The following is a 12,015-nucleotide window of genomic DNA, read 5'->3' as shown; positions in this document are numbered from 1 at the left end:
TTTACTTCAATCTATTAATCTCGGTCTGTACCCTTTCCAGAAACGCGCCCGCGTGCGCGCCGTCCATCTGCGTATGATGGAATTGGAACGACAGAGACAGATAATATCGAAATCATTTCTTCCTGTTCAACAACTTAGGATTTGTTTGTATCTTTATTGCTCCTTTTCTTGCTTTTCCAGATACTTAACAACCTCTTTGTCCCATCTAAGTTTCTTAACTCCACCAATTAAAAAGATCGCAATCCCAATGCAAAGTATAACCGTTCTTCTAATTGAATCTGGAGAAATACAACACGAAATCACTAGTCCTGTACCAGCACCTGTAAAAAAATCAATAATAGATTGCTTATGTTTATAATACTTCCCGTATAATCTTTCCTTATCTATTGTTTTTACCATTTGTTTGTCCTCCTTCAATAATTTATCCAGAGAAATTTCAAACATATCACTCATAGTTACTAACGTATTCAAATCTGGATAGTTTTTTTCATTCTCCCAATTTGATACCGTCTGTCTGGTAACATGAAATAATTCGCCGAATTCCTCCTGTGACATTCCTTTTTCCTTTCGAACATTTAATATTGTTTTTCCAATACTCATCGTTTTACCTCCTAAGGATATTATCAGTGGAATGTAACAAAAAGAAAAGCAATCCATCTTTTACAGTCCGCTATTATAAACGCAAAGATTTTTTGACAAGGAAATTTTTATTAGTTTATAGCCTTCAGTCCTGCAAATTACGATTTATTTTTATCCTTTATGAAACCTGTTATTATTAGTGCGATTCCAATTACCGCTATTGGAATATATGCATAAACAGGTATTTTAAATACAAATCTATCAATAGCGGTCAAAATAATGTAGATTATTATACCCAAACTAATAAGCCAGCTTCTTTCTTTCATTTTTACCTCATTTTCAAATCATGCTTTACCGCTCATATTTCATAGGGGTATATCTCATACCATCCGATACTTGTTCAATGTCCAAGTCCACAAAGCCCAACTTATGATAGATGGGAACTGCATATGGAGAAGAATTTACTGTAATGACTTTACTTTGGCTGTTTTCGAGAAGATGCTCCCATAGTTTTCTGCCAATGCCTTGTCTATGATACCGGGCTTTAACGAAAAAACAGCAAATATGTTTTCGGTTATCATTTGCAGCGATAACGCCTTTTAGCTCTTTATTATCGTATGCTCCCCAAAATTCCAAAGTTTTAATTATTTCTATATTATCTATAAAGTCTTTGAATGACTGAATGCCTTCCTCTGAATAATCGGGGGCTTCAAATTGTAAAAATGTTGACCAAATCAGATCAATAGCATAAGTAAATTGAGTTTCATCCAGTTTTTTAATTTCCATACAAAGCACCTTACTCCATTGAGATTTATATCTTCTTCTCCATAACATCGTAACATAAGAAATCGCTGCTTCCCACGGTTATGATATTAAACTTCACATCCCTATATCCTCTTTTCAGATAAATCTGTTTCGCCGGTAATGAAGCATCCAGTACAACCCTTGAATACTGTTCAGAAATGATTCTTTCCGCAAAATCAAGCATTTCTGTGCCAAATCCCTTGCTCTGATAATCAGGCAGAACAAAAAGACGGCATATTTCATTGCCCTTAACAGTAATAGTCCCTATGATGTTCTGTGATGTATCAAGGCAAAGGAATACACGATTCTTTTTTATATCATCTAAAATATTTTCTTCGCTGTGATGTTCAAGGAAGAAATCCACTGCACCTTTCGGATAATAGTGTGGATAAATCTCTGAAATCGTGAGTTCTGAAATATTTTTTACTGTATTTAAATCCGTTAAAACAGCTTGCCGTATACTCATTTTCCTGTCTCCGTAAATCAGGAATTTGATGTTCTCAAGCAATCATATTTCAGATGGATAGAGCATCACTTTTTCTATCTTTTCTGCTTCAAAGAATGTTACTTTAAGCGTCATACAATATGGGAATGTCTGGTCTTTCCCGTTCAAATAAAACAAATTCTCTCCACTCTTTAAAAAGATACCCGTAGTCAGCCATGTTTCTTTATAGCTTTCTTCTGAAGATTGTGCCAGATATGTAGCAGATAACGGTTCTAATTTGATTTCCGTTCCGTCTTCTTCTTTCAGATCGCAACAAAACATTGCGCCTTCTTTACCATAAGTATTATAGGTGTATTGCACAGAAATATCGGTGTCTTCTTTCGCCTTAACTGCAAGAAAAAAGGATTTTTCATTTGGAGGGGTTTTGTCTGGTTTTGCAAGATTTTCTACTTCCAGTGTAACCTCTCCATTTTTAGAAAGATCTAATTCGGTCGGCTCTTTGATATCCTTTTGCGTATATACAAACTCCTCATTTACGCTTCCCTCCGCAGGTCTCTTTTCATCAACATTTGAATTTTCATTTTGGCACCCTGTGAAGGCAAAAGCAACTATCAAAACTACTGCAAATATACCAGCTTTTATAACGTTCTTCTTCATTATGAATCTTTCCTTTCCCGTGAATATAAATGGTTATCTATGTATTTACCTTTTCAAATTTTCCAAAGCAGCCGGATTGTTTTCGAGAATCGCACGGGCAGTCGGGCAGCTTTCTAATTCCGGGCAGTCGCCGCAGGTGGAAACACCTTTATTTAACGCACACTTCCGAATCCCGCACAGACTGTCGCAGAATATCGTTTTCGCTCCGTTCATACGGCAGCCCTCGCAGTTAATATGTTCCGGCAGAATCGGGGCGTTGTTTAGCTCTGCCCACAGCTTCGCAGTTTTCTCCCGCAAAGCCGGATCGTCATTGACGGTCGCTATGTATGCGTCGCATTTTTCGCAGTTCAATCCGCAGTATCCGATCAGATCTTTCATAGGTTATACGCCTCCTGTCTCTTATTCTTCATCAGCAATTTCACGCTCAAAGATCGAATACTTCCAGTCATCAGTTCCGGAAATCAAACGCCAGCCCTGTTTTCCATATTCATTGAGCTTCTCAATATACCGATCCAGCTTAATATGAACATTAAATGATGGCTCTGCGCTTAAATCAACTGCCATATACTCATACTTCTTCATAACAAACTGCCTTCCTATGTATAAGTCTTTATGAAAAATTTTTCATTATATCCGCAACAAACTGTGCCTGCTGCTTTTTCAAATACGATTTCACAAAGGGCTTCAGCAACCATTTCTTCGCTTCCACTTGTTCCGTAAAATCAATTTCTGTTTCATCGCCTTTTGCAGTGAAAATGCCAGTCCAATGACCTGTCATATTGCTGTTTTCCATATCAAATTCCCATCGTCTGTATGGCTCAACAAGCGTCACAGTAAAGGTCGTCGGGTAGCCATCTTTGGTATATTCGATAAATTGCTTATCACTGATAACTTCTGTTTTACTCAAATCACTTCTCCAAGCAGCGTAATTCTCAATGTCTAAAACAAAATCCCACACATGCCGAAGCTCGCTCGGAATCAACGCTTTTATATTTGAAGTCGCCATTTTCACACTCTCCCTAATTCCCATTGCCCTAAGCCATACTTTATACAGGTCTGATTAAATGATGTTCTAAAAAAGTTTCAAAGGTGTTTGCAGCTCCGCTATGTTCGGTAATTTTCCCACTTGTAACCTTATCTATATCAATCCCTGTAATTTCCAGAATTTTATTTGTGGGCGTTATTCCAACGAATTCACCTTTATGAGTGCCTCTCATAATATACTCTGAAATAACATAGTCATACTCCTCATATTGGCGGAGAATCTTCATTGTGTAGTCAGGATAGGTTTTTTTCAAAGCTATCAGATGCTGTCTCATTCCGTCCACGCCCACGAAAGTAGTTTTTTCTCCTATTCTGAATACACAGTCCTCCGATATATACTCAGACAGTTTATCAAGCATATTTTCAGAAACAATCACTTCATAAAAATCTTTTACGATCTTCTTATTATCCATTTTGTTCCTCCAGAGTTTTCTGCCTTGACCGCATTAGGTAGTGCTGTCCTGTTAAGCGTTTTTATATTTGTAGTTACTATTTTCACACTTCCTTCCCCAAATCAGTCGTATTTCTCAATATGCACGGTGGCAATCGCCGACTGATTCGGCTCTCCGGTAACAAGGTCTTGCGGCGCAGGCACAAGCAGCATAAATCCGTCCTTGCCATATCTTAATTCATACCCTTGTGCATACGCTTCTTCCACAGAGATGTGCTGTACCTGTCCGATTACCATAGCCGTAATACCCGCACCGCTTAAATCCTGTATTTCTTTCAAGGTACATTCCATCGTGAGAAACGCTTCGCTGATCGCAGGTGCGTGAATGGTTTTGGCGTTGGAAACAGTAAAGCCTCCTGCTGCAAATTCGTCATCGTCCCATTCATTCTGATGAATAGTATTTACCAGCTTATCATAACAGCTTATCGGAAGGAAGTTAATGCAAAAGCATTTTTCCCTTTGGATATTGGCATAGGTGTGGGTATGCTGATACAGGTTGCCCATCACGGCAAAGAAAGCGCTTTTATCTCCGTGAAAGCAGCTCCACGAATGAAAGCACACATTCGGTTTTCCGTTTTCTTTCCAAGTCGTGACAGCAAAGAGAACGGTTGGTATGCCCGCCGTTACTTCAAAGTGCGAAAACAAGTCAAATTCCTCCGGATATGCCGGCTTAAAATACTGAGGGAAATCCTTTTCTATCTCTATCTTCATAGCTGTACCTTTCACATATTACAGCTTCTCTACATCTTCCACATAGATGGAGACTTCGCCGCACTTCGGACAGATTGCTACCTTCGGCTTGCCGATCCTGCCGCCGAACAGTTTACTCTCGTCAGAAGACATCACAATGCCGTAACCAGCGCCTTCCACCTTTATTGTACAGTTTTCTTTCATCTCAGTTCCGCATCTTACACATATTCTCATAATTATGTTTCCTCCGTTTCATAACCTCTTGTCTCTGACTATATGATCATACACTATGGATATACAACCGGAAAGAGTTTTACTGAAAAAATTACAAATAAAGCAGCTCATATTTCAAATATGATATGGCTCGTTCCTCTTGTCTTTTGTTAGTATAGCTTGTTTCACATTCTGTAAACCCATTTACGGTCAAAAGAATAATTGCTATAATAGCTCGTATAAATAGTTGCCAATAGAATCTCTGTAATTAAATCAATTTTTCTGATATAAGGAGATAAATGAAAAATGAGAAAAACAATTTTGATTTTAGAAGATGATGTTGATTTAGCAGAGGGAATAGAATTATCTTTGCAATGCGAAGAATTGAATTTTATAATATGTTCTACGATTGCAGATGCAAGAAAGGCTATACCTGAACAAAAAATCGATTTAATGATTTTTGACATCAATCTTCCTGACGGTAATGGGTTGGAATTTTGTCGTGAAATTAAGCAGAAAGTGTCAATTCCCATTGCCTTGCTTACCGCAAAAGATATGGAACTAGATATTGTAAAAGGACTTGAAAGTGGTGCAGATGATTATATTACAAAACCATTTAGTTTAATGATTCTTCGTGCCAGAATCAGAGCCTTGCTTAGAAGAAATCCAATAAAAGATGAGCCAGAATACAACGATTCTATCTTTCTGTTCCGCTTTGAAACGATGGAATTTTATAAAAACGGCATACCAGTAGAGTTAAGCAGAACAGAACAACGAATACTATACCTTTTAATATCAAATCCAAATATAATTATAACTAGAGACCGTTTGTTGGAATGGGTATGGCCTGAAGGAACAGAATATGTGGAAGATAATGCTCTATCCGTTGCTATAAGACGGCTAAGAGACAAACTGGAAGATGAATCTTCCAAGCCCAAATATATTAAAACAGTATACGGAAAGGGTTATATGTGGGAGAACTTATAAATGAATATATATGCTCTTATAGTCTTAGCTATCATTATAAATATTATACTTTTATATCTGATAACTCGCTGGTATAGAAACAAATTATTTACTCAATATCAAAATTTTCTTGATAAAACAGACGAAATATTAAGTGGAAAAAAGATAGACCTTTCATATGATGAATCACTGGATTCTGCAATTTCTGAACGTCTCAATCGGATCATGGAAATATCCCATATGCAAAAAGAAATTGCTGAGGAAGAAAGGGATACTATAAAATCTTTGATTACGAATATTAGCCATCAGATTAAGACGCCCCTTGCGAATATTATTTTATATACAGGTCTGCTCAAAGAACGAATAAGTGATTCAAAATCTGCTCGATTGGTAGACAAAATAGAAAATAATGCAGGAAAATTAAATTTTTTTATGAAAGAGTTGCTTAAATCTTCTTATGCTGAGCAAGAGATTATCTCCGTGTCTCCTAAAATTGTTGACTTAGATACTGTAATTAAAAAAAGCTGTCAATCTGTAGAATTTGACGCAATAAAAAAAGACATTCAGCTTATTTCAGAATACCATACCTACAAAGTATATGCTGATTTAAAATGGACAGAAGAGGTTTTTACAAACATCCTTGAAAATGCGATAAAATACTCTCCTAATGGGGCAACTGTAACTATTCGATCTATCTTATATGAATCTTTTGTTTGTGTTCAGATTGTTGATAATGGTATCGGTATTCCAGAGGAAGAGCAGGGAAAAATATTCCAAAGATTTTACAGAGGCTCAAATGTAACAGACAAGCAGGGATTTGGAATCGGATTATATTTAGCCAGAGAAGTATTAAGAAAACAGCAGGGATATATAAAAGTAAAATCCACATTGAATAAAGGAACAACTGTCGAGGTTTTCTTATCACGTGAAGATTTCTAATCAAACGAAGCAAGGCTTTTTTCTCAATCTTGAATTGTGTCAGAAATGTCACTTTTGAGAAAGATTTGAGAAAGAAGTCTTTGTTATTCTGTGAAAAAACAAAGAAAGGAAGACCAAAAATGAATATTCTATCAGTTAGAAATCTGAAAAAATATTATCAGATGGGAGAAAACACGGTAAAAGCATTAGACGGTATAGACCTGGATATTAAAGAGGGTGAATTTCTGGCAATTGTAGGAACGTCAGGAAGTGGAAAATCCACATTGTTGCATATGCTTGGAGGTTTGGATAATCCTACTTCTGGCGAAGTATTGATTGATGGGAAAGATATTTCCCAATTGTCCCGTGACAAATTAACAATTTACAGAAGAAGAAAAATCGGATTTGTTTTTCAAAATTATAATCTTCTTCCGCTTATGAATGTATATGAAAATATTGTACTTCCGATAAAACTGGACGGAGTTAAGCCGGACGAAGATTATATTGAAGAAATACTTCGATTATTAAAATTAGAGAGTAAGAAGTATTCTATGCCTAATCAATTATCCGGCGGACAGCAACAAAGAGTAGCATTAGCAAGAGCATTAGCAACTAAACCAGCAATTATTCTTGCTGATGAACCGACTGGAAATCTTGACAGTCGAACAAGTCAAGACGTTTTAGGTTTGATGAAAATATCTAGCCAAAAGCTGGCACAAACAATTGTGATGATAACACACAATGATGAAATTGCTCAAATGGCAGACAGGATTATCCGTCTGGAAGATGGAAAAATCGTGAGAGGTGGTGAGTAAAGTGCTCAAAGTCAATAATAAAAAAGTAATAAACGATCTTGCAAAGACAACATACTCGGCACATAAAAAACGAAATGTCTTGATAATTTTGGCTATCTTCCTGACGACTTTCTTAATATGCACAATAATATCTATTGGATTAAGTTATTGGGATACAGTAGCACTCCGTCAACAAAGAATGCAGGGCATGGATTATGATATAGAATTAACGGAGCCCAGGAACGATCAAGTGTCTGCTATCCGTGAAATGGAAAATGTGAAGTATGCAGGACTTAGCGTAAAATGTGCAGTTTTGTCTAAATATAAAGACAAAGAATTAGATAAAATAAGATTATTTTGGCTAGACAATACTTGTTGGGAAAAACAGACAATTCCTGCTTTGGATTATTATAAAGGGGAATATCCACAAAAAGAAAATGAAATTATGCTTTCTAAAACCGCCTTAAATTCTATGGGGATTGAAAATCCAGCTGTAGGAATGGAATTGCCTTTGGTGTATCAAACCTTATCAGAAAATAGTGATTCCGGAGAGATAACAAAGACGTTTATATTAAGTGGCTGGTTCCTAGATTATTCTTCAGGAACAGATAAAGGGTATGTTTCAGAGGATTTTTATCGAACAACAGGAGTTTTACAAACAGATTTTACGCAGGGAGAATTAAAAATCTCTCTTAAAAATCCTCTTTATTCCGAACGTGATATTACAGAAATGCAGAACCAGATAAACATATCAGGGAAGCAGATTATTGAAGCGGATTATGATACGATTTCAAATTTCTGTAAAACAATTATCGGACTATGCGTATTATTGTTGCTTATTTTTATGAGTGGATATCTGTTTATTTATAATACGTTGTATATTTCTGTTAATAAAGATATCCGTTATTATGGACAACTTAAAACAATCGGTACTACTTCTATTCAGATTAGAAGAATGATAAATAAGCAGGTATTGTGGAATACAGTAATTGGAATCCCGTTAGGATTGATTTGTTCTGCTGTAGTAGGGAAAATTGTAATACCACAGTTATTACACGCCCTTAATCCGACAATTATGCCAAATGATGTTGAAGCAGTATCAGTGTGGGTATTTATCATAGCTACTGTGTTTTCTTTTGCGACAACAGTAATCAGCAGTCAGAAACCTGCAAAAATAGCTATGAATTGCTCTCCTGTCGAAGCGATCAAATACATTGGAGCTTCTTCTTCAAACAGGAAAAGTAAAATTAGAAATGGTGGCAATATACGCTCAATGGTAAGGACAAATTTGTTCCGTGATAAGAAACAATTTGGGGTTATCATGTGTTCTTTGAGCTTGGCATTGTCTTTGTTTTTGATAATCAACACTGTTATTTATGCGAATAATGCAACGAACATCTTAAATCATTCCTATGATTATGATTTGATGATTTTAAATCAAACTTTACTTTCTGATAATGAAGAACAAGCGATCACAAATGATTTAATTGAAAATGTAAAGAATTTAAATGGCGTGAAAGATGTTAGAACTTTGGAATCTACAACGGCAACTGTGCCTTATCAGGAAGATGTTTACGGAGAATATTATAAAGAATTATATCAATCCAGATATACTCCCGGTAATTATGATAAAGACATAAATATGTATAAGCAACAGGCGGATTATAGCAATAATATGTTTAGTTGTAGAATTGTAGGAATTGATGATTTAGAATTTGAACAGTTAAATCAAGAGTTAGAGACTCCACTTGATAAGGAAGCTTTTGATAATGGAGAAATAGCCTTTGCTTCTAAAATATTTACTGAAGGAGATAATGGCATGGTAGGTAAAAAGGTCAGCTTTTCTGTTCCAAATTCTGATAATTTAAGTAAGAAAGGAACGATTGAGATAGGAGCTTTGACAGATTTTCCAGCTTATTATTCCGCCGGTTACAATCCAGATTTGATTGTCAGTGATGATTATTTTGAGAAAATAGTGCAACAGCCATTGATTGAAATGATTAAAATTGATTACAAAGAGGCATTTTCTAAAAATACAGAAGATTCAATAATGGATTTGATAAAAGACAGTAAAGTCTTATCTGTCGATTCAAAATTGAGCAGATATTCAGATATGAAAAATTCAGAGAATCAGATTACTGTGTTAGGAGGAAGTATCGGATTAATTGTTATGTTGCTTGCAATTTCCAATTATTTGAATATGATGTCTGCAAGCATACAAAACCGCTCAAAAGAATTTGCCATTTTAGAAAGTGTTGGTATGACTAGAAAACAAATAAAAAAGATGGTTGTTTCTGAAAGCTTATGCTATACGATTTTATCTATTGCTATTGCAATGATAATAGGATTACCAGCAAGTTACTTCGTATTTGAAAATCTTAATATATATGCGATTCCATTTGCTTTTCCGATGATAAAAAATTTGATTTTGTTCTTAGTCATTATTACAATTTGCGTGGTATCGACTTTATTGATTTTGAGAAAAACGAAAAATGAAAGCATAATAGAATTATTACGACAAGATGAAATGTAATCGAACTACACCCAGACAATCCACGATATATTATTACTGTCTGGGGTGTGGGATATAAATTCAGCGGAGAAGAAAAACCGTAGCTGTATTTCACAATTCATTGTGATCTGCACGCTACGGTTTTATTTGTCCTCATTTAATTTTGCTTCAAACACTTTTACGGTTCGCATGCAAGTTTTGGTTGCTTTCAAAACATCTACCAGCACACGGATTTCATACATATAACAGCAAGCGATATCTCTACATAGAATGTATCCTCTTTCAATCAGCCAGATTTCAAAACATATCGAATTTCCCGGACATTTTTGCCGCCGATTTTTTCCTCTATCACATCTTCTGCCTTCAAAAATCCATAGCGCTCATAAAAACATCTTGCCCGATTGTTTTCTTCCAGCACCCATAAAAAAATTTCTTGAAATCCCTGCGCTGATAATTCCGCGGTCACGAATTTCAATAATTCTTTTCCATATCCTTTTCCCATATATTCCGGGAGCAGATACAGAGAAATGATCTCTCCGCAACCTTCAAATTGCGGAAAACGAGATTGGCAAAAGCTGCTGGTTCCAACCATTTTTCCCCGGTCAAACAAAATCAGTGTATTCCAGCCGGGGCTATCTATCACGGAAGCCCAGTGACCTCGTGGTATCGCATTCAGATAACTATCCGGTAAAATGTCTTTATACGCATGTTTCCAGCTTCGCTCATATATTTCACTGATAGACATACGATCATCTTCTGGTCTTATATGTCGAATATACATTTGTCTGCTCCTTAATTCGCTGCTTTCATCTTTTTAAATTCATCTACCGCTTTCTCCGGTGACAGTATCCTCATCTTTCCGGCAAACTGGAACACCCAGCCGTAAAAAGCCGGACTAAGTTCTACAGAGACACATGCGGTAAAAGTGCCGTCGCTGTGCGTTTGCGTCTCTACTTCTGTGCCAAACTGGTCAATGATGTACTTCATCAATTCGTCCTTACACAAAAGTTTCACTATCGTTTCTTCTCCGCCAAACATGCGGAAAACCTTGTTGCCAAAATCCGATATATTAAAGTCTTTCGGTTCTGAGATAGCTGCTTCTTCTAAAATTTCCGGCAAGCATAAGCGGTCTACTCGAAAAGTAATCACCTTCTGCCGTTTCTCAGAAAATCCCACCAGATAGTAATTGTCCTCATTCCAATAGAGCGCATATGGGCTTAGGATATATTCTTCTCCATCATGGCGGAGTACCTTATGCTTTTGCCCGTCGTATTCGTAATACTGAAATTTAATCTTTTTCTTCTGATTGATTGCATCGTTTAAGATATCTACAATATAGTACAGCCTGCGGTTATCCGCCTTCATTTTCCCAGTGCCATGTACATTACGAATCAGCTCGTGGCGCTGGCTCTTTCCTGCCAGAGCAATGAGCTTTTTGATCAGATCATCGCTCTTATCCTGACTGATAAAACGAGCTGCGGAAACTGCGTCAATCAATAGCTTTAGTTCCGGAATTTCAAACACACGCTCACCCCAGAAATATTTATTGGGAGAGCTTTTAATCCTGATTATATCAAGATCCTCTGACTGGATCAAAAAGTTCATGTCTTCTCTAAAGGTTTTCCTGTCTACAGTAATTCCATTCTGTGCAAGAAAATCCATAATTTCATTTGTTGCTAAAGGATGATTTTCATCACTTTTCTCATAAAGCATCTTCATAATGAGAAAGATACGATCCCTTGTGTGTACTGCGTTCATGTAATCTCCGTTTTTTTCTTTCTGTTACATTTATCTCTTGCTCAATGCTATGTTTTTATTATACCTCACACTTACAGCATTCAGCAATCGGTATGTAAAGAGATAATATCGAGCAAGATTCCTACAATAGTTTCTATTTTTTCACTTATAATCTTTCTTGCCATAATAAAAAGGGCGGCTCTGT

17 protein-coding genes are annotated in these 12,015 nt (G+C 36.3%); 4 read left to right on the top strand and 13 right to left on the bottom strand.

Annotated features, from left to right (window positions below; all coding sequences use genetic code 11):
- Positions 1 to 153: 153 nt before the first annotated feature.
- The 11 genes from ACQY69_RS12675 to ACQY69_RS12625 all read right to left on the bottom strand — a co-directional run bounded on the left by ACQY69_RS12675 (position 154) and on the right by ACQY69_RS12625 (position 4,904).
- Positions 154 to 600, bottom strand: a complete 447-nt coding sequence (locus tag ACQY69_RS12675) for a helix-turn-helix domain-containing protein (protein WP_428260865.1) — start codon at positions 598 to 600, stop codon at positions 154 to 156.
- Between the two features lie 137 nt (positions 601 to 737).
- Positions 738 to 905, bottom strand: a complete 168-nt coding sequence (locus ACQY69_RS12670; protein ID WP_428260864.1) for a hypothetical protein — start codon at positions 903 to 905, stop codon at positions 738 to 740.
- A gap of 25 nt (positions 906 to 930) precedes the next feature.
- Entirely contained in the window at positions 931 to 1,365 is a 435-nt protein-coding gene (locus ACQY69_RS12665; RefSeq protein ID WP_428260863.1) for a GNAT family N-acetyltransferase, read from the bottom strand.
- A 25-nt stretch (positions 1,366 to 1,390) separates the two neighbouring features.
- Positions 1,391 to 1,849, bottom strand: coding sequence for a GNAT family N-acetyltransferase (locus ACQY69_RS12660; protein ID WP_428260861.1), 459 nt, complete (start codon positions 1,847 to 1,849; stop codon positions 1,391 to 1,393).
- Between the two features lie 42 nt (positions 1,850 to 1,891).
- Positions 1,892 to 2,485, bottom strand: a complete 594-nt coding sequence (locus ACQY69_RS12655) for a hypothetical protein (RefSeq protein WP_428260860.1) — start codon at positions 2,483 to 2,485, stop codon at positions 1,892 to 1,894.
- Positions 2,486 to 2,530: 45 nt separating this feature from the next.
- Positions 2,531 to 2,863, bottom strand: coding sequence for a DUF3795 domain-containing protein (locus tag ACQY69_RS12650; protein WP_428260858.1), 333 nt, complete (start codon positions 2,861 to 2,863; stop codon positions 2,531 to 2,533).
- Positions 2,864 to 2,884: 21 nt separating this feature from the next.
- Positions 2,885 to 3,067: a DUF4177 domain-containing protein gene (locus tag ACQY69_RS12645; RefSeq protein ID WP_428260857.1), complete on the bottom strand. Its 183-nt coding sequence runs from the start codon at positions 3,065 to 3,067 to the stop codon at positions 2,885 to 2,887.
- 28 nt (positions 3,068 to 3,095) lie between these two features.
- Positions 3,096 to 3,491 (bottom strand): SRPBCC family protein, encoded by a 396-nt coding sequence (locus ACQY69_RS12640; RefSeq protein ID WP_428260856.1) that lies wholly within the window; start codon positions 3,489 to 3,491, stop codon positions 3,096 to 3,098.
- A gap of 40 nt (positions 3,492 to 3,531) precedes the next feature.
- Complete coding sequence (locus tag ACQY69_RS12635; protein WP_428260855.1) at positions 3,532 to 3,942, bottom strand: ester cyclase; 411 nt, start codon at positions 3,940 to 3,942, stop codon at positions 3,532 to 3,534.
- Positions 3,943 to 4,043: 101 nt separating this feature from the next.
- A complete protein-coding gene (locus tag ACQY69_RS12630; protein WP_428260854.1) occupies positions 4,044 to 4,691 on the bottom strand; it encodes a flavin reductase family protein in 648 nt (215 codons plus the stop codon).
- An 18-nt stretch (positions 4,692 to 4,709) separates the two neighbouring features.
- Positions 4,710 to 4,904: a hypothetical protein gene (locus tag ACQY69_RS12625; protein WP_428260852.1), complete on the bottom strand. Its 195-nt coding sequence runs from the start codon at positions 4,902 to 4,904 to the stop codon at positions 4,710 to 4,712.
- A 285-nt stretch (positions 4,905 to 5,189) separates the two neighbouring features.
- Between ACQY69_RS12625 and ACQY69_RS12620 the strand changes: the two genes are divergently transcribed.
- From ACQY69_RS12620 to ACQY69_RS12605, 4 genes are all read left to right on the top strand, one after another.
- Entirely contained in the window at positions 5,190 to 5,870 is a 681-nt protein-coding gene (locus ACQY69_RS12620; RefSeq protein WP_428260851.1) for a response regulator transcription factor, read from the top strand.
- Complete coding sequence (locus ACQY69_RS12615; RefSeq protein ID WP_428260850.1) at positions 5,871 to 6,788, top strand: sensor histidine kinase; 918 nt, start codon at positions 5,871 to 5,873, stop codon at positions 6,786 to 6,788.
- A 119-nt stretch (positions 6,789 to 6,907) separates the two neighbouring features.
- A complete protein-coding gene (locus ACQY69_RS12610; RefSeq protein ID WP_428260849.1) occupies positions 6,908 to 7,582 on the top strand; it encodes an ABC transporter ATP-binding protein in 675 nt (224 codons plus the stop codon).
- Position 7,583: 1 nt separating this feature from the next.
- Positions 7,584 to 10,094: an ABC transporter permease gene (locus tag ACQY69_RS12605; protein WP_428260848.1), complete on the top strand. Its 2,511-nt coding sequence runs from the start codon at positions 7,584 to 7,586 to the stop codon at positions 10,092 to 10,094.
- 265 nt (positions 10,095 to 10,359) lie between these two features.
- On the opposite strand, the gene ACQY69_RS12600 is transcribed toward ACQY69_RS12605, so the two are convergent.
- Together ACQY69_RS12600 and ACQY69_RS12595 are read right to left on the bottom strand one after the other, a co-directional pair.
- The gene (locus ACQY69_RS12600) at positions 10,360 to 10,854 is read right to left on the bottom strand and encodes an N-acetyltransferase family protein (RefSeq protein WP_428260847.1); all 495 of its coding nucleotides are present in this window, start codon (positions 10,852 to 10,854) and stop codon (positions 10,360 to 10,362) included.
- 11 nt (positions 10,855 to 10,865) lie between these two features.
- Positions 10,866 to 11,831, bottom strand: a complete 966-nt coding sequence (locus ACQY69_RS12595) for a helix-turn-helix transcriptional regulator (RefSeq protein WP_428260846.1) — start codon at positions 11,829 to 11,831, stop codon at positions 10,866 to 10,868.
- Positions 11,832 to 12,015 lie beyond the last annotated feature (184 nt).

Source organism: Gallibacter sp. Marseille-QA0791, from assembly GCF_965119705.1.
Lineage (GTDB): Bacteria > Bacillota > Clostridia > Peptostreptococcales > Anaerovoracaceae > Lentihominibacter > Lentihominibacter excrementipullorum.
The sequence above is the reverse complement of the archived record's forward strand: the minus strand, read 5'-3'. Positions and strand labels throughout refer to the sequence as shown.